Origin of the sequence: Streptomyces cyanogenus, assembly GCF_017526105.1 — a bacterium.
GTDB lineage: Bacteria > Actinomycetota > Actinomycetes > Streptomycetales > Streptomycetaceae > Streptomyces > Streptomyces cyanogenus.
The window spans coordinates 3,285,379-3,310,069 of record NZ_CP071839.1 but is presented as its reverse complement, the minus strand read 5'-3'; the positions used below and the strand labels follow the sequence as shown (position 1 = coordinate 3,310,069).

General features: G+C 75.3%; 17 protein-coding genes. 3 read left to right on the top strand and 14 right to left on the bottom strand.

Going from position 1 to position 24,691, the window contains the following annotated elements:
• Positions 1 to 3 precede the first annotated feature (3 nt).
• Positions 4 to 417 carry an acyl-CoA thioesterase gene (locus tag S1361_RS14795; protein WP_208032315.1) on the top strand — a complete coding sequence of 138 codons (414 nt, stop codon included), beginning with the start codon at positions 4 to 6 and terminating at the stop codon, positions 415 to 417.
• Positions 414 to 1,091 carry a DUF8185 domain-containing protein gene (locus S1361_RS14790; RefSeq protein ID WP_208032314.1) on the top strand — a complete coding sequence of 226 codons (678 nt, stop codon included), beginning with the start codon at positions 414 to 416 and terminating at the stop codon, positions 1,089 to 1,091. Before S1361_RS14795 ends, S1361_RS14790 begins: the two co-directional genes overlap by 4 nt.
• Before the next feature lie 19 nt (positions 1,092 to 1,110).
• Here S1361_RS14790 and S1361_RS14785 read toward each other — a convergent pair whose 3' ends face one another.
• The 4 genes from S1361_RS14785 to S1361_RS14770 form a co-directional block, all read right to left on the bottom strand.
• Entirely contained in the window at positions 1,111 to 2,064 is a 954-nt protein-coding gene (locus S1361_RS14785; protein WP_208032313.1) for an ABC transporter ATP-binding protein, read from the bottom strand.
• 199 nt (positions 2,065 to 2,263) lie between these two features.
• Positions 2,264 to 4,996, bottom strand: coding sequence for an ABC transporter permease (locus tag S1361_RS14780; protein ID WP_208032312.1), 2,733 nt, complete (start codon positions 4,994 to 4,996; stop codon positions 2,264 to 2,266).
• Between the two features lies 1 nt (position 4,997).
• The gene (locus tag S1361_RS14775) at positions 4,998 to 8,300 is read right to left on the bottom strand and encodes an ABC transporter permease (RefSeq protein ID WP_208032311.1); all 3,303 of its coding nucleotides are present in this window, start codon (positions 8,298 to 8,300) and stop codon (positions 4,998 to 5,000) included.
• Positions 8,301 to 8,450: 150 nt separating this feature from the next.
• Positions 8,451 to 8,855 (bottom strand): globin, encoded by a 405-nt coding sequence (locus S1361_RS14770; RefSeq protein ID WP_208032310.1) that lies wholly within the window; start codon positions 8,853 to 8,855, stop codon positions 8,451 to 8,453.
• A gap of 97 nt (positions 8,856 to 8,952) precedes the next feature.
• Here S1361_RS14770 and S1361_RS14765 point away from each other — a divergent pair, with 97 nt between their 5' ends.
• Positions 8,953 to 9,930, top strand: a complete 978-nt coding sequence (locus S1361_RS14765; RefSeq protein WP_208032309.1) for a methyltransferase domain-containing protein — start codon at positions 8,953 to 8,955, stop codon at positions 9,928 to 9,930.
• Positions 9,931 to 9,936: 6 nt separating this feature from the next.
• Here the strand turns inward: S1361_RS14765 and S1361_RS14760 are convergent, their stop codons facing one another.
• The 10 genes from S1361_RS14760 to S1361_RS14715 form a co-directional block, all read right to left on the bottom strand.
• Positions 9,937 to 11,670, bottom strand: a complete 1,734-nt coding sequence (locus S1361_RS14760) for an FHA domain-containing protein (protein WP_208032308.1) — start codon at positions 11,668 to 11,670, stop codon at positions 9,937 to 9,939.
• A 34-nt stretch (positions 11,671 to 11,704) separates the two neighbouring features.
• Positions 11,705 to 13,048 carry a vWA domain-containing protein gene (locus S1361_RS14755; protein ID WP_208032307.1) on the bottom strand — a complete coding sequence of 448 codons (1,344 nt, stop codon included), beginning with the start codon at positions 13,046 to 13,048 and terminating at the stop codon, positions 11,705 to 11,707.
• A gap of 115 nt (positions 13,049 to 13,163) precedes the next feature.
• Positions 13,164 to 14,414 carry a PP2C family protein-serine/threonine phosphatase gene (locus tag S1361_RS14750; protein WP_208032306.1) on the bottom strand — a complete coding sequence of 417 codons (1,251 nt, stop codon included), beginning with the start codon at positions 14,412 to 14,414 and terminating at the stop codon, positions 13,164 to 13,166.
• A 3-nt stretch (positions 14,415 to 14,417) separates the two neighbouring features.
• A complete protein-coding gene (locus S1361_RS14745; RefSeq protein WP_208032305.1) occupies positions 14,418 to 16,895 on the bottom strand; it encodes a serine/threonine-protein kinase in 2,478 nt (825 codons plus the stop codon).
• Positions 16,892 to 18,184 carry a coiled-coil domain-containing protein gene (locus tag S1361_RS14740; protein WP_208032304.1) on the bottom strand — a complete coding sequence of 431 codons (1,293 nt, stop codon included), beginning with the start codon at positions 18,182 to 18,184 and terminating at the stop codon, positions 16,892 to 16,894. Before S1361_RS14740 ends, S1361_RS14745 begins: the two co-directional genes overlap by 4 nt.
• Positions 18,185 to 18,225: 41 nt before the next feature.
• Positions 18,226 to 19,257 carry a glutamate ABC transporter substrate-binding protein gene (locus S1361_RS14735; protein WP_208032303.1) on the bottom strand — a complete coding sequence of 344 codons (1,032 nt, stop codon included), beginning with the start codon at positions 19,255 to 19,257 and terminating at the stop codon, positions 18,226 to 18,228.
• A gap of 14 nt (positions 19,258 to 19,271) precedes the next feature.
• Entirely contained in the window at positions 19,272 to 20,720 is a 1,449-nt protein-coding gene (locus tag S1361_RS14730) for a hypothetical protein (protein WP_425086605.1), read from the bottom strand.
• Between the two features lie 195 nt (positions 20,721 to 20,915).
• On the bottom strand, positions 20,916 to 22,370 hold the full coding sequence (locus S1361_RS14725) for a purine-cytosine permease family protein (protein WP_208032302.1): 1,455 nt from the start codon (positions 22,368 to 22,370) through the stop codon (positions 20,916 to 20,918).
• 72 nt (positions 22,371 to 22,442) lie between these two features.
• The gene (locus S1361_RS14720; RefSeq protein ID WP_208032301.1) at positions 22,443 to 23,429 is read right to left on the bottom strand and encodes an N-acetylglucosamine kinase; all 987 of its coding nucleotides are present in this window, start codon (positions 23,427 to 23,429) and stop codon (positions 22,443 to 22,445) included.
• On the bottom strand, positions 23,420 to 24,685 hold the full coding sequence (locus S1361_RS14715; RefSeq protein ID WP_208032300.1) for a 6-phospho-beta-glucosidase: 1,266 nt from the start codon (positions 24,683 to 24,685) through the stop codon (positions 23,420 to 23,422). Before S1361_RS14715 ends, S1361_RS14720 begins: the two co-directional genes overlap by 10 nt.
• Between the last annotated feature and the right edge of the window lie 6 nt (positions 24,686 to 24,691).

Genomic DNA, 24,691 nt, shown 5'->3' with positions numbered 1-24,691 from the left:
GTCTTGCGCCACATCTACCGCTGCCCCCTGCGCTGGTCCGACATGGACGCGTACGGTCATGTCAACAACGCGGTCTTCATCCGCTACCTGGAGGAAGCCCGGATCAACTTCCTGTTCCGCCCGGACAAGGAGTTCAAGCAGGGGTCCGTGGTGGCGCGCCACGAGATCGACTACAAGCGGCAGCTCGTCCACCGGCACCACCCGGTCGACATCGAGCTGTGGGTCACCGAGATCAAGGCCGCGTCCTTCACCATCGCCTACGAGGTGAAGGACGACGACCTGGTCTACGTACGGGCCTCGACGGTGGTCGTGCCGTTCGACTTCGAGACGCAGCGGCCGCGCCGGATCACCGCGGAGGAGCGCGAGTTCCTCCAGCAGTACACGGACGAGGCCGCCGAGGAGGCCGTCGCGGCATGACGGTGCTGCACCTGGCCGACGAGACGGAGGCGGCGGACCTCGCCGCCTTCCTCTCCCGGCTGCTCCACTACGACCGTGGGGCCGCGGTGCGGCTGCAGGCGGCCGGCACCGCCCTCGCCGTCTTCGGCCGGCCGCCGTCCTTCGAGGTGCTGGCCGTCCGCGCGGTGCGGCTGGCGAAGCCGTACGAGGACGGGCTGGACGTCACCCTCGACGTCACCGTCTCCGCCGGTGAGTTCCTGGAGTCCGTGGACGAGCGTGCGGCCACCGCCGTCGTCCCGGGCGCGGTCACCGGACCGCCGTGGGCCGGGCTGCTGCCGCCGCGTGCCGGCTGGCAGCCGGAGCCCGGGCTGCCCGCACCGGACGCGCTGCGCGCCACGGTCGCGGCCGCGGTGGCCGAGTTCCGCTCACGCACCGAGGAACTGGCGCCCGAGGGCCGTACCCGCGCGGAGCTGGACCGGATCGGGCGGGACATCTGGTCCCGGCAGATCAGAGGCACCCGGCTGCCGGTGCGGGCCGTGCACGCGGCCCAGTCCCTGGGCTTCCTGCGGCCCGGGACGCAGCCGGGCGACACCGGGCTGTTCTCCTCGGGGGCGTGGCTGCGGCTGCGCACGCCGTACGGGTCGGTGGCGGTACGGCAGACAGGGCTCGGCTCCTTCGGGCTGAGCGTGCGCTGAGCCGAAGGACCGGCTCCTCTCAGGCGCCCGTGTCGTCGGGCCAGACGCCGATGTGGTCGGACTCCAGTTCCAGGGCCACCCGGTCGCGCATGTCCAGGGCGCGCAGGTAGTCGGCGGGCAGCTGGAGCCGGCCCGCGCGGTCGAGCATGGCGTACTCGCGGGCCACGACCGTCTCGTGGCCGGTCGCCGCGTCGATCTCGCTGCGGCGCAGCACCTCGGTGGAGGTGCGGCCGTCGCGGATCGCCACCGTACGGCGGACCTCGCTCGCCACGGCCTGGTCGTGGGTGACGATGACGATCGTGGTGCCGAGGGTCTCGTTGGCCGTGCGGAACGCCTCGAAGATCCGGGCGGCCGTGTGCGAGTCGAGTTCGCCGGTGGGTTCGTCGGCGAGCAGCACCGCGGGGTCGTTGGCGAGGGCCACGGCGATCGCGACGCGCTGCTGCTGGCCGCCGGACATCTGCTGCGGGCGGCGGTCGCGGCAGTCGGCCACCTGGAGCAACTCCAGGAGTTCCAGGGCGCGTTCGGTCCGGGCGCGGCGGCCCCTGCGGGTGCCGGAGAGCTGCAGGGGCAGGGCGACGTTCTGGGCCGCGGTGAGGTAGGGGAGCAGGTTGCGGGCGGTCTGCTGCCAGACGAAGCCGACGACCTCGCGCCGGTAGGCGAGGCGGTCCGTGGCGGTCATCGTGAGCAGGTCGCGGCCGGCCACGCGGGCGGCGCCGGCGGTGGGGGTGTCGAGGCCGGCGAGGATGTTCATCAGGGTGGACTTGCCGCTGCCGGACGCGCCGACGAGGGCCATGAGTTCGCCCTCGCGGACCAGGAGGTCCAGGCCCTGGAGGGCCTGGACCTCTGTGCCGTCCGTGGTGAAGATGCGGACGAGGCGGTCGCAGGTGATGAGGGCGTCGTGGCCGTAGCCGGGGGTGTCCCTGGCGTCCGTGACCCGTTTGGCGAGGTCCGTGAGAGTGGGGTCGGTTGTCATGGGGTCTCCTGCCTGGATGCCCGGTGCCGAGGCCGGGCGGGGGTCGGGTCGCCTGCCGGCGCCGGCGGGGTGCGTCCGCTGCCTCCCCCGTCTCCCCCGCCTCGCCCGGAGGGGGTGCCCCCGGCGCCCAGCCGGGCGGCCCCGGCGGCACGACCGTCCGCGGCTCCGGCGGCCGTGCGAGGCACGCGGCCGGGGATGTTCATCGGCCGTCCCCCGCCCGTAGTTCCGTCACCGAGCCCCGTCTTCCCGTCCACCAGGCCTGGAGGGCCGCCACGCCCACCGTCACCGTCAGTACGGCGAGGGCCGGTGTGGTGAGGGACCACGGGTCGGGGCGGAGTTCGGCGCCGGCGGACGGGGGCTGGGCCGCGGGCAGGGCGATGGCGGTCAGGTCCACGCCGGGGGAGAGGAGGCGGATCGTGGACCAGCCGGTCAGGGTGCCGCCCACGGCTGCCAGGACGGCCTGGGGCAGCGACTCCAGGATCAGCAGGCGGCGGGACTGGGCGCGGGTGAGGCCCATCGTGCGCAGGCGGGCCAGGAGCGCGGCCCGTTCGGGGGCCGCCCGCAGCAGGGACAGCAGCAGGGCCAGCACGGCGAAGCCGGCCCCGGTGGCGACCGCCGCCGTGTACACGTGTTCGGCACCGGACTGGAGGGGCGAGTCGGCGTACCGGGCGCGTTCCTCGGCGCGGATCCGGACGGCGGCCGCGCCGCCGACGGCGTCCCGCAGCGCGCCCGCGTGCACCCGGTCGCCGGTCAGCAGCAGGGTGGTGGGACGGCCCGCCGGGGCGGGCAGGCCCGCGCGGTCCACGAGGAGGAAGTCGGCGCCGGAGACGGCCGGGGTGCGGTCCCGGACGAGGACGATGCGTACCGTGACCGCGCTGCCGTCCTCCAGCCGGACCAGGAAGGCCCGCCGGGTGCCGTACGCGGACGCGACGGAGGGCGAGGCGACGGCGGGGAGGGTGCCGGAGCGGCCGGTCAGGCGGTCGGCCGGGAAGGCGCCCAGGCCGGTGCGGGCCGTCAGCTCCGCGTACCCGCGCGGGTCCACGCCCACCAGCGGCACCGTGTCCTGGCCGTCCCGCGGTTTGGCCTGGTAGGCAATGCTGACGGGGGTCACCGCGCGCACCCCGGGCACCGACCGGACCCGGCCGGGGGTGTCCGCGGGCAGCGGGGTGCTCGCGTCCGCGCGGGCGTCCGCGCCGACGGTGAGCAGGGCCGCCCGGTCCCGGGCCTCGGCCACCCCCGCCAGCACCGAGCCGCCGAACGCCGCCGTGGTCAGCGCGGTCAGCAGGGCGAGCAGCGGGAGCACCGCGGAGGCCCGGGTGCGGCCCGCGCGGGCCAGGGAGAGGTGGCCGACGGCGCCGCGGAGCCGTCCGGCGGGGCCGGCCAGGCGGCGCAGCAGCAGCGGGTGGAGGCGGAGCAGCAGCAGCGCGGCGACGACCCCCACCAGGACGGGGGCCACGGCCACCAGCTGGTCGCCGGTCGTGCCGCGCCGGCGCAGGGCCGCGACCGCCCCGGCGGCCAGCACCAGCAGCGTCAGCTCGGCGACCGTACGGCGCCGGGAGGGCCGTACCGAGGCGAGGTCCTCGCGCGGGGCGGTCAGCCGGACCGTGCGGTGGGCGAGGGCGGCGCGCAGCGGGAGGGCGGCGCAGGCGGTGAGGGTGACGGCGAGGGCGGCGGCGACCGCGGGGACGAGCCGGCCCGCGGGGACCGCGAGCAGGGCCACGGCCAGGCCGAGCGCGCCCGCCGGTACGGCGACCACGGCGGTCTCCGCGAGCAGCCGGCCGGCGAGGCCCGGCAGACAGGCGCCGCGGGCGCGCAGCAGGGCGAGTTCGGTGCGGCGCCGGTCGGCGGCCAGCCCGCCGGTCATGAGCAGGACGACGGCGACGACTGTCGCGGTGCCCGCGGCGGCGACGGCGACCAGCGGGGCGATGCCGGAGCGCAGCCGGGAGAAGGAGGCGAGGGCGTCGTCCAGGTCGGTGTCGGTGACGGCTGCGAAGTCCGTGGCGGCGCGGGCGCGCTGCAGGGCGGGCCCGGACTCCAGGGAGGCGACGGCCTGCTTGAGCCGCTCCAGGTCGTGGGCGTGCAGGCCGCTCAGGCGGGGCGCGAGGTGCCAGTAGCGGGCCGGGTCGGTGCTGGTGCCCAGCAGGGCGGGGGCCGCGTCCGGGGCGAGCAGCAGCGCGCCGAGCCAGTACCTGTCCGGGTCCGGGCCGGGGTCGGGCAGGGTCACCAGGGTCGGGGTGCGCAGCAGCGGGACGGTGGACCAGTAGGCGCCGTCGGGGTCACGCGGGACGACGATGCCGGTGACGCGGACGGCGAGCGGGGCGCGGCCGGGTGCCGGCACGTGGACGACCGAACCCACCTCGATGTGCAGGCTCTTCGCGGTGGCGGCGGTGACGGCGGCCTCCACCTCCGGTGCCGTGCCGTCGACCGGGTGCGCGGCGCGCGGCAGCCGCCCGGTGCGCACGCGCGCGTGCTCGGCCAGGCCGCTCCGCGCGGTCAGCGAGACATGGGCGGGCAGCCCGGTCGGCCGGGGCAGCCACGGGTCCGGCACCGCCGGGTTGACGGTGCCGGTGACGCCGTACGCGGACTGGGCGCGGTCCACGGTCAGCGGGCTGCCGACCGCGCCGAGCACCTTCTCGTACTGCCGTCGCAGCGTGGCCGGGCGCAGGGCCGCGGCGCGCCGTTCGGGCGGCAGGGCGAGGTCGGGCTGGGGTGCCTGCACCCGTACGGTGGTGCGCTCGGGGCGGGCCTGCCGGAGCGCGCGCTGAAGGCCCGCGTCCTCGTACCGGTCCACCGCGCGCGGGAAGGCGCCCGCCAGGCACGCGGTCAGCGCGACGAGCAGCGCGAGCGCCACGGCGGCGCCGGGCGCGGCCCGCAGCCGGGTGCGCACCCACGGAGGGACCACGTGCGCCGCCGGCGCCGGACGGCCGTTCATCTCACTCGCCTCCCTGTGCGCGCAGTGCCGCCGCCGGGCCGGTCCGGCGCACGGCCGGCACCGCCGCGATCGCCAGCGGGGCCACGGCGACGGCGGTGAGCAGCAACGCCACACGTCCGGGCGGCAGCTGGACCAGCAGATCGGGCACCGGCCGGGTCGCCTCCCCGGTCAGGACGATCAACGGCAGGACGGCACGGGCCAGTACGGTGCCCAGGCCGAGGCCCACCGCGAGCGCCAGGCCCACCAGGACGGCCTGCTCGGCGGCGACCGTCCGGGCCAGCCGGCGGCGGGGCACACCGAGGGCGCGCAGCACGGCGAACTCGGCTCTGCGGGCCCGCCCCGCGCCGGCGGCACCGACGGCGAAGCCGACCGCGGCGAGCGCCGCCGCGACCACGGCCGCCGCCGTGAACGCGGCCTCGGGACCCGCGCCGAACGGGTCGTCGCGCAGCTCGGCGGCGATCTCGTCACGCACCACGACCTGTCCGGGACCGACGTCCGGCAACGCCCGTACGGCCGAGGCCACGCGTGCGGCGGCGCGGGGCGCGGTGCCCAGCCACCACTCGGTGGGCGTGGCGCTCTCCCCGTACCGGGCCTGGAGCACCTGGTTCACGGCGCCCAGGTCGAGCAGGACGGCACCGCCGTCGCGGGCGCCGGTGTGCTCCGGGTCGGCGGTGGCGGGCAGCGCCCGTACCGCCCGGACGATCCGCACCGGCACCCGCCGGTCGCCGATCGTGAGGTCGACCCGCTGTCCGGCGCGGGCGCCCGCCGAGGTCAGGTACCGGTCGGTCGCGAGGGCCGGCACCTCGGCGGGCGCGGGCCGGGCGACCTGGAGGCGGAGGGTGACGGAGGCGACCGTCCAGATGCCGGCGTCCGGGAGGTAGCCGGTGCTGTAGGTGAAGGACGGAGGGCGGGTGCCGGTGACCTCGGGGCGGGTGGGGCTGGTCGCGGCGCTCGGCACGGCGGCACCGCCGGCCTCGGCGGTGGTGGTCCACCGGGCGGGCAGCACGAGCCGGTGCTCCGTCCCGTCCGCCCCGGCCGCGGTCAGCCGCTCCAGGACGAGGCGGTGGTGCTCGGCGCGTTCGGCGGGCTGGGTCAGGTCCAGGCGCAGTCCGGTGAAGGTCGCCGGTCCGGAGGCGGCGACGGCGAGGCTCAGGGTGTGCGGGCGCCCGTCGGCGGGGAGCTGCCCGAGCGGCAGCTGGTACGGCACCCCGTACCGGTCCGCGAGCGTCACCGTCACCGCGGTCGTGGTGCCCGGCCCGGTGGAGCTGCGCAGGCGGGCCGTCAGGTTCAGCCGGGCGGTGCCCGCGGGAACCCGGGCCCCGGCCGGGGCGCCCTTCGGGGCGAGCCGGCCCAGCAGCGGCCGTACCGGTTCGTCGGCCAGGTCGGGGCGCATGAGGACGGCGTCCGCCGCGTGCGCGGTGTCGAGGGCCAGCACGGTGGCCGTCCGGTCGCCGGACAGAGGCTGGGCGGTGCGCACGGCCGGGGCGGCCTCGCGCACGTCCGGCAGGTCGGCGTACAGGTCGGTACGGCCGAACGCGTCCTCCCCGGCGGCCAGGACCCGCACCGGCACCCCGGCCCGGAAGTCGGCCTGGTCGTCCTGCGAGCGGTCCCAGGAGGCGGCCTGACCGATCGCGAGGATGCCGAGGGCGACGGCGAGGACCAGCAGCAGCACCGGGCCGGCGCCGCGCGCGGTGCGCCGGCTGAACTGCCAGCCGGCCAGCGCCACCGGCAGCCCCCGACCGCGGGCCGCCCACCGCTCGGCGAACCGGGCCACGGGCGGCAGCAGCCGCAGGGTGAGCACGGTTCCGGCGAGCAGGGCCAGCGCGGGCGCGGCCACCAGCAGCGGATCGACACCGAGGGTGCCCGACCGGTCGGCGGCCACGCCTCCGGAGCCCTGCCGGCCCAGCTGCCAGTAGGCCACCCCGGCGATCGCCAGCAGCCCGAGGTCGGCGCCGGCCCGCAGCGGGGCCGGTACGGCGGTGCGGCCCGGCTTCCGGCGTAGCTTTCGGGGCAGCGGCCAGGCGCGCCGGGCGCCGGGCTTGCGCACCTCGGCCCCGGCGCCCCTCACCGCCGGTACGGTCACCGCCAGCGCGCAGCCGAGGGCCACCGCGGCCGCCACCAGCCAGACGGCGGGCCGGCCGGCGGGCGGGAGGTCCAGGCGCAGCCCGAGCCGGGCCAGCGGGCCGTGCCCGGCGAGCAGGGCGGTGAGCGGGCCGGCGAGCAGCGGCGCGCACACCGCCGCGGGGACCGCGAGCAGCAGCGCCTCGGCCGCGGAGAGGACGGCGATCCCGGTACGGGAGGCGCCGCGGGCCCGCAGCAGCCGGGTCTCGTCGGCGCGTTCGGTGCTGAGCAGCCGGGCGACCAGCAGCAGCGCGTAGCCGGCGAGCAGCACCAGCTGGAGCCCGATGATCAGCAGGGTGGAGCGGGCCACGAGCAGCGAACGGTCCACCCCGTCCAGGACGTCCGGCAGCGCGGTCTGCGAGACCGTCGCACCGCTCAGCGTGGCCGGCTCGCGCAGGACCGCGCTGCCCTTCCGGGCCGCCGTGCGCAGCTCCCCGATCCGGTCCGTGGTCATCGAGGCGAAGTCGGCCGAGACCAGCCAGCCCGTGGCACCGGCGCTGACCCGGCCGCCGGTGAGGACACCGGGGTCGGCGAGCAGCGGGCCGTACGTCGTGAAGCCGGACTCCTTCACCCCGCGGCCCAGCAGGTCGTCCAGCCGCCAGTACGGTGCCGTCACCGAGGCGGGGCGGTACACGCCGACCACCCGGACCCGGACCGCGGGGCCGGTCAGCCGGTTCGCCAGGGTGAGCCGGTCACCGGGCGTCAGCCGCAGCGCCCGGGCGGCGGCCTGCGGGAGCGCCACCTCGACCTCGCCGGACGCGCGGCGCGGGAGGCGGCCGGCGGCCAGCCGCGACTGCGTGCGGTCCAGGGCCGCGAAGTAGGTCAGGTCCGGGTCGCCGGATCGCTTCGCGGCAGGCTGGAGCGAGCGGGGCAGCGCGTACGGTCCCGAGCGGCGCAGGGTCCGTACGGTCACCGGTAACCCGGCGAACGTGGTGCGGGCGCCCCGGCGTACGGCGGTGTCGGCGGCGGACCGTCCGGCCGGCGGCACGTCCGCCTTGACGATCAGCGCGGTGTCGGCGGCGTTGCGGGAGTCGCCCAGCACATGGCGCAGCGCCGCGTCGCCGATCGCCCCCGAGTACGCCGTGAGCGTCGCCAGCACCGCGGTGGTCAGCACCACCGTCAGCAGAGCGGCGCACAGCAGCAGGCGGTGCGCACGCGCGCGTGAGAAGACGAACCCCGTCACACCCGGCCCCCGTGTGTCCGGATTTCCAGACCTGCGGGCGATGCTCGCAGAGCGCGGGACGTGGGGTAAGCGGTTGTCGGCCGCTCTATACCGGATTGTGACCGGAATGCGGCACGCGGTGACCGGAATCCGGCCTTCAGCGACGAACCGTCAGTCCGGGGTGTTCACCATCGACGCGGCGGCGTACGTCAGGTAGTTCCACAGCGTCCGCTCGTGCTCCTCCGGCAGCCCCAGTTCGTCGACCGCCACCCGCATGTGCCGCAGCCAGGCGTCGTGCGCCGCCCGGTCCACGGTGAACGGCGCGTGCCGCATCCGCAGCCGCGGGTGGCCGCGGTTCTCGCTGTACGTCGTGGGCCCGCCCCAGTACTGCATCAGGAACAGGGCCAGCCGCTCCTCGGCCGGGCCCAGGTCCTCCTCCGGGTACATCGGCCGCAGGAGCGGGTCCTCGGCGACTCCCTGGTAGAAACGGTGGACGAGCCGGCGGAAGGTCTCCTCCCCGCCGACCTGCTCGTAGAAGGTCTGCTCCTGAAGCGTGCCGCGCCGAATCTCATTCACCCGTCCATCGTCTCAGACGGGATGACCCAGGACTCAAGGCTTAGGACCACCCCCCGGCCGCCCCCTCCCGGGGACCGCCCGCCCCTACTGTGGACCCATGGGCGCCCACGACACGGAGATCGAGGTTCTCGCCGACGCGGCACGGGCCGCGCTGGTACGGGAGATCGACGCCGACGGGGCCTGGGACGCGGACCCGGTGTGGCGGGAGGCGTTCGCGGCGGTGCCCCGGCACCTGTTCGTGCCGTACTACTACGTCGCCGGGCCGCGCGGCTACGAGCGGCGCTGGGGCGAGAACCCCGACCTGGAGGCCCGGGAACGCTGGGTGCGCGGCGCCTACGCGGACGAACCGCTGGCCACCCGGCTGCGCGACGGCCGGCTCCTCTCCTCCAGCAGCCAGCCCTCCCTGATGGCCCGGATGCTGGTCGCGCTGCGCGTCCGGGACGGCGACCGGGTCCTGGAGGTGGGCGCCGGCACCGGCTACAACGCGGCCCTGCTCGCCCACCGGCTCGGCGCCGACGACCTCGTCACCACCATCGACCTGGAACCGGAGATCACCGAGTCGGCCCGGCAGCACCTCGCCGCGGCCGGCTTCCGCCCGGTCGTCGTCACCGGCGACGGCGCGCGCGGAGCGCCCGAGCGCGCCCCCTTCGACCGGATCATCGCCACCTGCGAGCTGCCCACGGTGCCGCGCGCCTGGCTCGCCCAGTGCCGGCCCGGCGCGCGCGTCCTGACCCCGCTCGCCACCGGACTGCTCGCCCTGAGCGTGCGGGACGCGGAGCACGCCGAGGGCCGCTTCCTGCCCCGGGCCGCCTTCTTCGTGCCGCTGCGCGGCGAGGGCGGGGCGGAGCCCGAGAGCGTCTGCCTGGCCGGGCTGCCGGGCCGGGCCCGCGAGCAGGAACCGTTCCGCTTCCTGCTCGCGCTGGCCCGGGGCACCCTCGACCCGCGGGAGGCGTACGCCCTGTGGGAACGCGAGGGCGAGCCGGGCCGCGGACGCTACGGCGTCACGGTCGCCGGCGAGCACACCTGGGCGTGGCTGGACGACCCGGAGGGGCCGTACGCCTGGCCCCTGCCCTGAGCGCGCTCAGCCCCGGCGGACGGTGATCGTCGTCCAGGCGCCGACGTGCACCCGGTCGCCGTCCTGGAGCGGGACCGGCACGAACGGCTGGATCGGCTCCTCCGACATGTTGACCGTGGTGCCGTTCGTCGAGTTCTGGTCGACGACCGCCCAGCTGCCGTCCGGCTGCTGCACCAGCACCGCGTGCTGGTGCGAGACGCCCGGGTCCTCCGGCGGCACCGACAGGTCGATGTCGGGGGTGTCGCCGGTGGAGTGCCGGCGGCGGCCGATGGTGACCTGGTTGCCGGAGAGCGTGCGCTGCTGCTCGGGCGAGTACGCGGGCAGGTTCAGGCCGGCGGCCTCGGGGCCGGAGCGCTGCATCATCGCCATGAAGTACTCGCGGTCCGGGCCGATGGTCGCCGTCCAGGTGGCCGGCTGGGAGGCCTGCGGTGCCTGCGGGAAGCCGCCGGGTCCGCCGGGGGCCTGGGTGGCGCCGGGGTGCGGGTAGCCGTAGCCGCCGCCCTGACCGCCGGGGCCCTGGCCCGGTCCGCCGGGTCCGCCCGGGCCCGGGGACGACGGCGGGGAGAGCACCCAGTCGTCGTCGCCCGCCGCCGGGCGGCCGGTCTCGCGCGGGAACGCGGGCGGAGCCGACGCTCCGGCCTGCTGGAACCCCTGCGGAGCACCGCCGGGACCGCCGCCGAAGCCGGAGGGGCCGGGCGGCGTGGGGCCACCGGGACGGGAGGGCTCACGCCCGAAGGGCGGGGGCGGCGCGGACGGGCCGCCGGGGCCCTGCCCCGGACCACCGAAGCCATGACCGGGGCCCTGACCCTGGCCCTGGCCTTGTCCCTGACCCTGGCCACCGCCGAACCCCGACGGACCGGAGGGGCCACCGGTTCCCGGCCCCTGACCGGGACCGCCGCCGAACCCCGAGGGGCCACCGGCGCCGGGACCCTGCCCGGGACCGCCGCCGAACCCGGAGGGACCGCCGGAGCCCGGGCCTTGGCCCTGACCGGGGTGACCCTGGCCCTGACCGGGACCGCCGCCGAAGCCGGACGGTCCGCCGGAGCCCGGGCCTTGGCCCTGACCCTGGCCTTGACCGGGGTGACCCTGGCCCTGGCCGGGACCGCCGCCGAAGCCGGGCGGAGTCGATGGGGCGCCGGGGCCCTGGGGGCCGGGGCGCTGGCCCGGTGCCGTGTTCGGGCCGCCGCCGAAGCCCGGCGGCGGGCCCGGCGGGCGCTGGTTGCCGGTGCCGAACGGGGGCGGGCCCGAGGGGCCGGGGGAGGTCGGCGGGCCGGACGGGGCACGGTTGCCGCCGAACGGCGTCGGGCCCGACGGCTCGCTGCCGAAGGACGGGATCGGCTCGGCCGGCCGGTTCACCTGCGAGGGCCGCGAGCCCTGGTACTCGTACCCGTCACCGCCGCCGTACGTCGCGCTCGGCGGCTGGAACCGCGGCTGCGGCGGACGCGGGGCGGCCGGGGTGTAGGACGTCGCGGTGTTGGTCAGGAAGTTCCACCGGCACTCCTCGCAGAAGGGCGCGCCGCCCTCACGGGGCGTACGGCACTGCGGGCACAGCTCCGGCTCGGGGTCCGCGGCGGCCGGACCGGGCCGGCCACCGGCACCCGCGGGTGGCGGGAAGCCGTAGCCGCCGGCGGCCGGGGGCGGCGGCGGAGGGGGCGGAGGTACGGCACCGGCCATGCGGTGACCGCAGACCTCGCACCAGTCGTCGGAACCCGACTGGTGTCCGTTCGGGCAGGTCGGCATGTCGGTGCTTCCCCTTCTCCTACGCTTTGGAGGGTCACTTCTTCACACGGACAGTCTTGGTGGACCGGGTCTCCAGAGTCATCTCGTCCGCCTCGGCGACCCTCGTCTTCAACCGCACAGTACCTGTCGCGGCGTCGACCACGTCCACCACCTTCGCAAGCAGTTTCGCAGTATCGGCGTTCCCCGAGGCGCTCGCGAGCTGAACGGCCCGCCCCAGTTTGGCCGTTGCACCATCGAAATCGCCCGCTTTGCGAAGGTCGAGCCCCTTCTGGATGGCCTGCGCCAGTTCGGCCTGCCCGGTGTAGTGGGCGACTTGGGGGTTGATCGAGGTGGATGCGGTCATGTCGTCGGTCCACACGGCCCGTACCAGCCCCTGCGCGCCGAGGTTTTGTGCCCCTCCGTCCGGTTGCGGTATCACCAGCGACACCCGCGCGGCGAGCATCTCCCGGCCGAGCCCGGCCGGCGGGACCGTCACGCACAGGTGGTAGTCGCGGGACTCGTCGCCCCAGGACCCGGTCGGATAGTCCCCGGCGCGCGGCCCGGCCTCGGTGCGCCGGCCGGTCAAGTCCTCCATGCTGGGGGCGACTTGCTTGAGGAACCGGATGGCCGTGCCGACCGGCGTCCACACCCGCAGGGCGACGTCGGCGACCTCCTTGCCCATCGCCGTCTCCATCATCTTCGTGAAGTCGGCGGCCAGGCCCGCCGGGTCGGCGACGATGTCGGCGGTGCCGAGCAGTGCCGAGGCGATCCCTGTGACTTCTTTCACTTCCCAGTCGGTGCCCACGCCCCGGGCGTCGCAGGTGAACCGCCCGGCGCAGGCGTCCAGCGCGGCCCGCAGGTCCTCCGGCGCCTCGTGTTCGTTGCGGCCGTCGGTGAGCAGGATGCCGTGCCGGATGGTGACGTCCGCCGAGGACAGCAGCCGGTCGGCGAGCCGCAGCCAGGTGCCGATGGCCGTACCGCCGCCCGCGCTCAGCCGGCGCAGCGCCTGCTTGGCCTGCTCCCGGGTGGTGGCGTCGGCGACCGCGAGCCGTCCGTCGCCCGGATAGACCTCCGTGGCCACGTGGGTGCCGCCGATCACCGCGAAGCGGGTGCCGTCGCGCAGGGTGTCGATCGCGGCGGCCGTGGCGTCCCGCGCGTTGCGCATCTTGGTCGGCGGATAGTCCATGGAGCCCGAGCAGTCGACCATGAGCGCCACCGCGGCGGAGGGCCGCTGCCCCGGCGCGTACACGGGTGCGGAGACCGTGCTGCCGATGGTGCCGCCGCCGGTCGCGCTCACCGTGACGATGGCGTTGACCTCGCTGCCGCCCTCGGGCAGGTACTCGTTCTGGTAGACGTCCACCGAGAACTGCGGCACGTTCGACTTCGCGAAATTGGCCATGATTGATCGCATCCCCCTCGACACCCCGCCCACGCGGGGCGATGGCTGTGAGCGGACCGGTCCCCTCCGGTCCGCCCCCTGCTTCCCCGTGCCGTTCCCCCGTCGGATACGGCCCTCAGGCCGATCCTGCCCCCTGCGGCGGCGCCGGGAACGGCAGGACCGCCACTGTTACGTTGTCGTGGCCCCCGCCGTCCAGGGCGTGCCCGACCAGCACCCGGGCGCCGTGCAGCGGGCGGGTCGCCGCGTCCGCCGGGACGACCTCGCACATCTCCTCGGCCGTCTCCGCGTAGTTCCACAGTCCGTCGGTGCACACCACCACCGCACCCGGCCGGTCCGGCTTGAACGAGGCGGTGTGCGGCTCCAGTTCGTAGGCGTCCGCGCCGAGCCATCCGGTGATCGCGTGGGCGCGCTCGTCGGCGTACGCCTCGGCCTCGCTCATCAGGCCGGCGGCGACCATCTGCGCCGCCCAGGAGTCGTCCTCGGTCAGCCGGGCGGGCGGTGTGCCGCGGTCGGTGGGCACCCAGTAGGCCCGGCTGTCGCCGACCCAGCCGACGACCAGCAGCCCGGAGGTGACCACCGCGCCGACGATCGTGCACGCCGGGGCGTTCTGGTGCGGGGCGTGCTCGCGGGCCGTGGCGGGCTCCTCGGCGAGCGCGTTGACGGCCTGCGCGGCGGCGACGATCGCCTCGTGCATCGCCTGCTGCGGGTGGGTGCCGCGGGGCAGCGCGGCGAGCAGGGTGTCGCCGGCCGCCTGGGAGGCGGCCAGGGAGGCGTCGTCCGGGCGGGTCGCGGAGGAGACGCCGTCGCAGACGATCGCCACCGCCGCCGGGGTGCCGTCGGGCAGCGTGGTGTGGCCGACGGCGAAGGCGTCCTCGTTGCGGTGGTGGCGCAGCCCGCGGTCGCTGACGGCGGCGACCGGGCCCGACTCCCGCTCCACGTGGTCGCGTTCGCGGGGCTGGGCGTGCCCGCAGTTCTCGCAGTAGCCGTCGCTGTCCACCCGGCCCGCCCGGCAGGCCACGCAGACCTGCGCCGGGTCGGCCGAGGCGGCCGGGGCGGCGGCCAGCCGCGGGTCGGGCGCCTGCAACGGGTACTCGTCGGGCTCGGCCGGCCGGTCGAACCGCACCCCGGAACCGCCGGTCTGCCCGGTGCCGGACTCGTGCCCGGACACCGGGGCGCCGGCCGTGCCGTCCCCGGACGCGGCGGAGCCGGTCATGGTGAGCGTCGGATGGTCCTGCTGGTCCTGCTGCGGGGCGGGTACCACCGAAAGGTCGTATCCGCACGCTCCGCAGAACAGGTCACCCGACTCCACGGGCTCCGCGCAGCTCGGGCACTTCGGCAGTGCGGCCTGCTGGGGCTTCTGCGACATCGACTACACCCACGTCCGGGGGCGGTAACGGTTGGCCCGTTCCACCAGCTCGATCCTCTCCTCGCCGCCGGTCGCCAGCCGGGCCAGCGTGCGATAGGCGCGCTCCAGGCCGAAGCGGAGACCCCGCTCGTCCAGACCGCTGCCCAGGAGCACCCGGCCTCCGACGGCCGGCCCGGTGCCCTGACCCCCGGAGAGTATCCAGTCCAGCGCGCAGCCGAGTACTTCCGCCGACAACCGCTCGCGCCGCGCCGGGTCCAGGCCGTAGGCCTGGAGTGCCTCGACCTGGCCCGCGGCGGCCGTCAGGTCGTCCAGCAACGGCACGTCACCCGCGTCCGCCGTGCGCCGGGCGATCCGGGCCCGGACGGCGGCGACGCGGGCGGCCGTGTAGTGGATGGAGGACTCCGGCACCGACTCCAGCGTCCGTACGGCCTCCCGCCGGTCCCCGGCCGCCAGCTGCACCCGGGCCAGCCCGAACGCGGCGCTCACGAAGCTCGGGTCGGTCGTCCACACCAGCCGGTAGTACTCGGCCGCGTTGTCCAGCTGGCCGAGCACCTCCGCGCACAGTCCGAGCGCCAGCTTCGGCGCGGCCTCGCCCGGGAAGGCGTCGTAGATCGCGTCGAAGGCGAGCGCGGCGCCCTCGAAGTCGCCGGTGACCAGGGCGGCCACGCCCCGGTACCACACCACCCGCCAGTCGTCCGGCCGCTCCTCGTCCAGCTTGGCGAGGCTCATCGCCGCGCCCTGGTGGTCGCCGCTCTCCAGCCGGGCGCGGATCTGCCGGAGCCGGGTCTCCACGGTCTGCGCGGGCGCGGCGGCCAGCGCGGTCACCAGCTCGGCCGGTGCGGACGCCGGCAGGCCCGCCAGGAAACCGGCGTTCGGGTCGCTCGGGTCGACCAGCGGCACCGGCAGGGCGAGCGCGGCGGCCGGGGTGTCGACGGGCTTGACGAGGGCCGGCGGGGCAGGGGCGGGCACGGCGGGCTCCGCCTTCCGCGCCGGCCGTGCGCCCAGCCGGGACACGTCCGCGTCCAGCCGCGGGAACAGCTCCGTGTCGGTGACCTTCAGCTCCGGGCCGAACAGCGTCGACAGCGAGGGCCGCGGCTGCCCGGTCTGGAGTGCGACGACCTCCCGCAGCACACCTGTCAGCTGCTCGGCCATCTCCTGCGCGGAGGCGAACCGGCGGGCCGGATCGGGGTCGGTGGCGCGGACCAGGAGCCGGTAGAAGGACTCGTACCGGCGGAAGACCTCGATGCTGTCCGGGTCGGGCAGGGAGTCCGCGTAGACGTTCGTGTAGCCCTGGAAGTCGAAGGTCAGCACGGCCAGCGTACGGCCCACCGTGTACAGGTCGCTGGCCACCGACGGGCCGGTCTCGGCGACCTCCGGCGCCTGGTAGCCGACCGTGCCGTAGATCGCCGACTCGTCGTCGTCCATCCGGCGGACCGCGCCCATGTCGATCAGCTTGAGCTGGTCCTCGGTCTGGATGGCGTTGTCGACCTTGAAGTCGCAGTACAGCAGGTTCCGGCTGTGCAGATGGCCGAGCGCCTCCAGCGCCTCGATGCCGTAGGCGCACGCCTGCTCCACCGGCAGCGGATCACGCCGTCCGTCGGGCGCGCGGCGGGCGTTGGCGATCTCCTTCAGGGACTTGCCGCCGACGTACTCCATGACGATGTAGCCGTCGAGGGAGCCGGTGCGCTGGTCCAGGTGCTCCACGAAGTTGTAGATCCGCACGATGTTGGCGTGCTCGATCTCCGCGAGGAACCGCCGCTCGGAGATCGCCGCGGCCATCGCGTCCTGGTCGCCGGTGTCCAGCAGGCCCTTGAGCACCACCCAGCGGTCGGAGACGGCCCGGTCCACGGCGAGGTAGATCCAGCCGAGCCCGCCGTGCGCGAGGCAGCCCGCCACCTCGTACTGGCCGTGCACGATGTCCCCGGCCTTCAGCTTGGGCACGAAGGAGTACGGGTGCCCGCACTTGGTGCAGAACCCCTCCGTGCGGCCCGGCCGGTCACCCCGGGCCCGGCCGACCGGCGCCCCGCAGTCCGACCGGGAGCAGAACCGCTTCCGCTCGGGCACCTCCGGGTTCTCCAGCACCATCGCGCGCGGGTCGGGCCGCGGCACCTGCGGCACGGAGACCAGCCCGGCGCCCAGCCGCCCGCGCGTGGACGCGCCGGAGGAGGAGCCGGAGCTGCGCACCGACACCGAGCGGCCGGTGGACTTGCCCGACAGCGAGCGGGACAGCCGCCCGGAGACCGAGCGGCGCGACCGCGACGACTGCGAGGACGTACGGGAGCTGCCCGAACCGCCGCTGTCGGACGCCGCCCGGGTGATCCCGGTGGGCGGCGAGCCCACCGTGCCGTCCCCGGAGGAGGGGCCCCCGGCCGACACCACGGGCGCGAGACCGCACGTGTCGCAGTACAGCTCGCCGCCGCCGACGTCCTCGTACAACCCTTCGCAGCCCGGCCGCTGGCAGGTCTGCCCCGGCTGACTCATGAGCCTTCCCCCTTGTGGTCCCCCCGGGTGTCCTCCGGCGCGCTCGCGCCGCCGAGCAGTTCGGCCGCCGCCTGCTGGTAGCGCAGCACGGCCTGCTCTGCCACGCGCAGGTCGCAGGGCGCGCTCCACAGCATGCGGCGGGCCGCGTCGTACCGCTCGACCAGCAGCGGGTCCTCCGCCAGCCCGTGCCGGGCGACCTTCGCCTTGTAGGCGTCCAGCCGGCCGCGCAGCTCGGCGCGGACCGCGAGCGGCGCGGTGACCGCGGTCAACGACTCGCGGGCGCGCAGCAGTTCGTCCTCCGCCTTCTCCTCCAGCGCCTCCAGCAGCGGGGAGAGCCGGTGCCACTGGGCCTGCCTGCGGTACTCGGCCGCGGCCGCCAGCTGCTCCTGCAGCGCGGTCGGCGGACCGCTCACCACCGGCACCTCGGTCGCGGCGATCTTCGCCAGCACCTCGCCGCGCGCGGTACGGGCCTCGGCGAGGGTGCGGTCCGCGCGCGAGAGCACGTCCCGCAGCCGGATCAGCCGTGCCTCCGCGTCCTGGCGCACCGTCAGCACGGCGTCGATCTCCCGCCGTACGTCCTCCAGGGCGCGCGCCTCACGGTCGTACACCGTCGTGTCCGGACGTCCGCCGCCGGGCGCCGAACTGCCCTCGGCCGGCACCCAGAAGGCGAGCGGGTCGGAGACGACGTCCGCGCGCAGCCGGGTCAGCGTGCGGGTGATCCGCTCCAGGTCGTCGCCGGCCGGGTGCTCGCCGGGGCGCACCCCGACCGAGTGCGCGAGCTGCCGGGTGCGCTTAAGTTCCGCGGCGAGTAAATCGATCCGCGCGGGCAGCGCCGACCAGACCGCGTCGGCGGCGACGATCACGTCCAGGCCGGCCGCGTACAGCTCGTTCATCCGGTCCACCAGCGCGGACAGCGAGAACGTCTCGCTCAGCCTGCCCCGCCCGCCGCCGGGGACGGTCACGCACTCGCCGCGCAGCAGCCCGGTCAGCTCCGCCAGGTCCTCCCGGCTGGACCAGCGGCGCCGGGCGCGGATCTCCCGGGCGCCGCGCAGCGCGGCCGTGTAGGCGTCGAAGTACGCCCACAGCTGGGTGATCTGCACCTCCGTCGCCTGCCAGCGCTCCTTGGTGACACCGGTCAGTTCCGCGCCTTCGAGGAGTCTGCGGCCCGCGTGGTCCTGCAGGGCCAGCAGCGAGGTCTCGATCGCCTCGTGCTCCTGGCCGAGCCGCGCCAGCGCACGGTCCACCTCGTCCCGGTCCATCACCGGCCCGGCGGGGTCCGTGACGCCCATCGATCACCTCTCGCTCGCTGTCTTTTCCGGTCGGGTACGGCTCAACTGCCGCGCAGGTACTGCGGCGCGGGCGGCTTCGACGCGGACGCATCCCTGCCCAGTGTCGCCGACAGCCAGTCGTCGTACGACGTCTGCCAGCCCTGTGCGCGGTAGTCCACCAGAACACGGTTGACCCGGCGTACCAGATCGTCCGCGTCCTTCTTCATCGCCACTCCGTAGTACTCGGTCGTGAACGGCTTGCCCTTGAGTTCGACGGTCGGGTCCTGGGCGGCCTGGCTCGCGGCGAGCGCGCCGTCGGTCACCACCGCGTCCACCTCGCCGAGCTGCAGCCGGACCAGGCAGTCGAGCTGGTTCGGGACGGTGGTGGAGATGTCCGTGGAGGCGGGCAGCCGGCCCTCCTTCCGGTCGGCGGCCAGCTTGGTGTACGTCGTCGAACCGGCCGCCGTGCACACCTTCTTGTGCGCCAGCGAGTCGTCGTAGCCCGTGATCGGGGACGACTTGGGCGCGAGGACCTGCTGGCCGGTCTTGAAGTACGGCGCGGAGAAGGCGACGTGGCGGAGCCGGTCACAGGTGATCGTCATGGTGCGCACCACCATGTCCACCCGCCCGTCCTCGATCGCCGCGATGCGCTGGCTGGTCGGTATCGCCTTGAACTGCACCGCGTCCGGGTCGCCGAGGATGTCCGCGGCGATGTGGTGGACGAGGTCGATGTCGAAGCCCTCCAACTGGGCGCCCTCGGTGTTCGGGTTGCGGTAGCCCCAGCGGTAGCCGTTCTGGTCGACACCGACGATCAGCTTGCGCTTGGCGCCCGTACGGGCCTTGATGGCCTCGATCGTCGGGCCGTCCGCGCCGGACGGGGCGAGCGTCTGCCGGTGTGCCTCGGAGTCCACGCAGCCGTCGGCGCGGGCCTGGATGCCGGTGGCGGACTTCTGCCCGGCCCGGGCCGGCTCGTCCGGCGCCCGCTGGGTGCACGGCAGCAGCAGGACGCACGCCAGCGCCAGCGCGCACAGCACCGCCATGGCGGCGACCCCGCCCCAGCCTCGCAGGGAGGCCCGTGCACGGCTCACGTACATCGCCCCGCCCCTTGTCACCGGTACTCCGAAAGTCGGCGGCCGATGCCGGCGACGGCGCCCGCCGCGGCCAGTACCGCGAGGACGGCGGCGCCCACCGGCAGCCCGGTCATGGCGTCCCGCCCGTCCCCGGCGGCCTGCTTGAACTCGGCCCGCTCGTGCCCGATGGCCCGCGCGAGACTGCGGTCGACGCTGTCGAAGCACTCGGCGGTCGCGCCCTTCGCGCCGATCACCTTGTCCAGCGCCTGCTGGTAGTTGCCGTTCTCGTCCTCGGCCCGGGCGGCCGCGTGACGCTGCTTCCACACCGCCATGCTGCCCTCGGCCGCCTCGACCGGTGCGGTGCCACCCTGGTCGTCGGCGAGCCGTGCCGCCTCGGTCAGGCCCTTGCCGAGCACGGCGATGTCCTTGTCGAAGTCGTAGTAGTAGGCGTCGTACGGCCTGCCGTCGACCGTGATGGTCTCCGCGCCGCGCGACACCAGGCTCAGGTTCTCGTTGCCGCGTGCCTTCAGGGAGGCGATCCGGGCGTCGTGCAGCACGTTGAGCGAGCGGATCCCGTGCTCGTACGAGCCGTCGAGGCCCGACCGGGCGACCGCGTGGCCCACGACCAGCCACAGCAGGGCGACGGTGGTCGCGGCGGTGGCGGCGACCAGACCGTGGTTGAGGACCCGGTTGGTGCGCCGGTACATGCGGTGCTGCGCCCAGCCGAGCGCGGCCAGGGCGAGCAGCCCGAGCGCGATCGCCGCCCACGGGTACGGCGTCGCGTCCGCGTAGTCGGCGTCCAGCCGCCGGTTCTCCGTGGTGTAGAGGGCCTCCGCCGCCGGGAGCATCTCCTTCTGCATCTTCTCGTTGGCGTACCGCAGATAGGCGCCGCCCACCGGATAGCCCTGCCGGTTGTACGTCCGGGCGCGCTCGATGAGGCCCTTGTACTCGGGCAGCAGCCGGTTCAGGTCGGCGATGGTTGCCTCGGAGGCCGAGCCGGGCTCGGCGTTGGTGGCGGCGGTGACGAGGCCCGCGGCGGCGGTCCGGATGTCGTTCTCGTACCGCTTCCTGGACGCCGGGTTCTCCTGGCCGCCCGCCAGGAAGCCGCTGGAGGCCGCGGTGTTGGCGTCGGCCAGCGACCGGTAGATGCCGGCCGCGCCGAAACTGAGCGGCTGGCTGCGGTGCAGCACGTCGTCGGCGGCCGCCGAGCGTTCGCTGGTCTGCCAGGCGGTGACCGCGCCGAACGCGACGACCAGCACCGCCAGGACGGCGCCGATGATCCGCAGCCGCCCCGGCTCGGTCGTCGCGGCCGCGCGCAGCCGCTCGACCCCCTCGGCGAAGGCGGTCCGGCGCGCGGGCGGCAGCCCCGGACCGGCGGGCGCGGGGAGCCCGGGCGGCCCGGGCTGAGCGGGGATGCCGAGGACTCCGGCCACACCGGCCACACCGGCGGGCGGTGGAGCCGCGCTGCTCTTCGGCGGGTGTGTCACTCGACCTCCCCCATGGTCATGCGTTCGCCGCCCAGTATCACCGCCCGCACCGGCCTTCCGCACCGGCCTTCACGCGATCTTGATCGGATCGCAGTGTGCCGGAGGCGCGTGCCGGCGGACGCACCACCCCCTGTACAGATACACGCTGGTGGCGGGGGATCGGTTCCCTGGGCGGCGGCCCGGCCGGGGACGGCCTCACGGCTCGCGGTGCTCGTGGGCCGCCTGTTCCAGGGCCGCCGCCTCCGCCTCCGCCAGCCGGGTCTCCGCCTCCACGTCGATCGAGCGGCTCAGCCACCAGTACAGGAGGGCGGAGACGGGGAGGCCGACGAAGAGGGAGATGTCGGCGCCGCCCAGCGCCTTCGCGGCGGGGCCGAGGAACAGGGTGCCGACGGAGAAGAACGGGATCATGGCGCCGAAGCCGACGAGGTAGGCGACGATGCCGTGCCAGCCCCAGCGGCCGTAGATGCCGTGCGGGTTGAAGATCTCCGCGACGGCGTAGTGCCCGCGGCGCACCACGTAGTAGTCCATCAGGTTCACCGCGGTCCACGGGATGAACAGGTACAGCACCAGGAGCAGGAAGTTCTCGAAGTTCTCCAGGAAGTTCGACGTCGCGGCCAGCGCGCCGACCAGGGAGAGCGCCGCGGTGAGGGCGAGGGTGACCAGCCGTACGGCGAGCGTCGGCCGGACCCGTTTGAACGAGTCGATGGCGCTGATGAGCGTGAGGGACCCGCCGTACATGTTCAGCGCGGTCACCGAGACCAGACCGAGGGCCGAGAACAGCAGTACGACGGCGCCGAACCCGGTGAACACCTTGTCGCCCGCGGAGTTGATCGCCGGGATCGTCTGGAAGGTCTTCGGGCCCGCCCAGGCCGCCAGCAGCGCCCCGAGCACCATCAGCCAGATGCCGCCGAGCGCGGAGCCGAAGTAGGTCCAGTAGAAGGTCTTGCGGACGGTCACGTCCGGGGGGAGGTAGCGGGAGTAGTCGGAGACGTAGATGGCCCAGCTGATCTGGTAGCCCGCGACCACGCCGAACTGCGCGAGGAACGGCGTCCACTTGAAGCCGCCGAGGTCGAAGGAGCCCGCCGGGTAGTGCAGGGTGACCGCGACGCCCACGGTGAAGATCCCGAAGATCACCAGGAAGGTGTACGTCAGGATCCGCTCGGCCTTGTGGATGATGTCGTAGCCCACCAGCGCGATCACGAGCGCGACGGCGGTCACCACGATCACCCACAGCCGGACGCCGCCGTGCAGCGTGGTGTGCAGGGAGTCGGCGGCGAGGATGCTGTTGAAGACGTTGAACCCGGCGTACTGCACGTAGGCGAACAGCCACACCAGCAGCGCGCCGACGTAGCCGAACTGGGGCCGCGACTGGATCATCTGCGGCAGCCCGAGCTGGGGGCCCTGCGCGGAGTGGAAGGCCATGAAGAAGGTGCCGATCACGGTGCCGGAGACGATGGCCAGCAGTGACCAGACGAGGTTGCCGCCCTGGGTGATGCTGACCAGCCCGACCGCCAGGGTGGCGATCTGCGCGTTGGACATGAACCACAGCGGGCCCAGGTGCCAGAGCTTGCCGTGCCGCTCGTCCAGGGGGACGTAGTCGATGGACCGGATCTCGAGACCGGACACTCTTGGCTCGGCCGAAGTGCTCATGACGCCTCCCGAGATCGGGCCCGTCCCTCTGGTCACATTGTTGCCCGGCTCCACCCGTGCGACGACTCAGGATCAGCCCGCCTCCCAGTGGGACCGCGCCCGCTCCTGTGCCTGGGCCCCCGCCCCCAGCCGGTCCAGGCCCAGCAGGGCCGCGCCCAGGACCGGGCTCGCCGTGACCACGCGGACGTCGGCCTTGGGGGCGCGCGAGGCCAGCAGCTCGCGGACCGTGTCGTTCAGCTGGGGGTGGCCGGCGGTGAGGACGCTGCCGCCGAGGAGGACCGGGGTCTGCTCGTCCAGCAGGTCCAGGCGGGTCAGGGCGACCGTGGCCATCACCGTGACCTCCTCCGCGAGCCGGGCGACGATCGCCCGGGCCACCGGGTCGCCGTCCGCCGCCGTGGCGAACAGGACCGGGGCCAGCTCGTGCCGGCGCGCGTGGTCCACGTGCTCCAGGTGCAGGGCCTCGATGAGGGCGTACATCGTGGGCAGGCCGAAGTGCGCGGGGAGGGTGCGGGCCAGCGAGGTCGGCGCGCCACGGCCGTCCTCCGCGCGGGCCGCGTGCCACAGGGCCTCCTCCGCCAGGCCCCAGCCGCCGCCCCAGTCACCGGAGATCCGGCCGATGGCCGGGAAGCGGGCGGTGCGGCCGTCGGGGCGCATGCCCACGCAGTTGATGCCCGCGCCGCACACCACCGCCACCCCGCGCGGCTCGGTGACGCCCGCGCGCAGGATCGCGAAGGTGTCGTTGCGGACCTCCACGGACGCCCCCCACGCGCGCGCGTGCAGCGCGGCCGCCAACTGCTCCTCCTCCACCGGCAGATCGGCGTTGGCCAGGCAGGCCGAGACGTGGGTCACCCCGGTGACCCCGGCGTCCGCGAACGCCCGGGCCACCGGTTCCGCCAGCGCGTCCAGCGCCGCGGCCACGCCCACCGCGGGCGGGCGGAAGCCCCCGCCGCGGGCCGTGGCCAGCACCTCGCCGGCGCCGGTGACCACGGCCACGTCGGTCTTGCTGTTGCCCGCGTCGACGGCGAGAACCGTCAGCGGGTCGGGTGCGGTCAGGCCCACGCGAGGTGCTCCCGGTTGTGTGCGACCAGCTGGTCGGTGAGGGCGTCGGCGTACGCGTACTGGCCGATCAGCGGGTGGGCGAGCAGGGCGCGGAAGACGCGGTCGCGGCCGCCGCGCAGGGCCGCCTCCAGGGCCAGCTCCTCGTACCCCGTGACATTCGCGATCAGGCCGGTGAGCAGCGGGTCCAGGGCCGGGACCGGCAGCGGGACCGGGCCGGCCGGGCCGACCGCCGCCTGCACCTCGATCACCGCGTCGTGGGGCAGGAACGGCAGCGTGCCCCGGTTGAGCGTGTTCACCACCTGGTACGGGCTGCCGCCTCCGCCCAGCAGGGCCGCCGCCAGGTCCACGGCCGCCTCCGAGTAGTAGGCGCCGCCGCGCTGGGCGAGCAGGGCCGGCTTCTCGTCCAGGGCCGGATCGCCGTACATCGCCAGCAGCTCCCGCTCCATGGCGGCGACCTGGGACGCGCGGGAGGGCTTGGTGCGCAGCTCCCGTACGACCTCGTCGTGCGCGTAGTAGTAGCGCAGGTAGTAGGACGGGACCACACCGAGGCGGTCCAGCAGGGGACGGGGCAGGCGGACGTCGTCGGCGATGGCCTCGCCGTGCTCCGCCAGCAGCTTCGGCAGCACGTTCTCGCCTTCCGGACCGCCCAGGCGCACACCTGTTTCCCAGGTGAGGTGGTTCAGGCCCACATGCCCCAGGTGCACATCCGCCGGGGTCGTGCCCAGCAGGGCGGCGAACTTCCGCTGGAAGCCGATGGCCACGTTGCACAGGCCGACCGCCCGGTGCCCGGCCTGGAGCAGGGCGCGGGTGACGATGCCGACCGGGTTGGTGAAGTCGATGATCCACGCGCGCGGGTTGGTACGGCGGACCCGTTCGGCGATGTCCAGGACCACCGGGACCGTACGCAGGGCCTTGGCCAGGCCGCCGGCGCCGGTGGTCTCCTGGCCGATGCAGCCGCACTCCAGCGGCCAGGTCTCGTCCTGCTCCCGGGCCGCCTGGCCGCCGACGCGCAGCTGCAGCAGGACGGCGTCGGCGCCGTCGACCCCCGCGTCCAGGTCGGAGGTGGTGACGACCCGGCCGGTGTGGCCCTGCCGGGCGAAGATCCGGCGGGCCAGGCCGCCGACCAGCTCCAGGCGGTCCGCGGCCGGGTCGACCAGGACCAGCTCCTCGATGGGCAGGGTGTCGCGCAGGCGGGCGAAGCCGTCGACGAGTTCGGGCGTGTAGGTCGAGCCGCCGCCGACCACGGTGAGTTTCACAGTCAG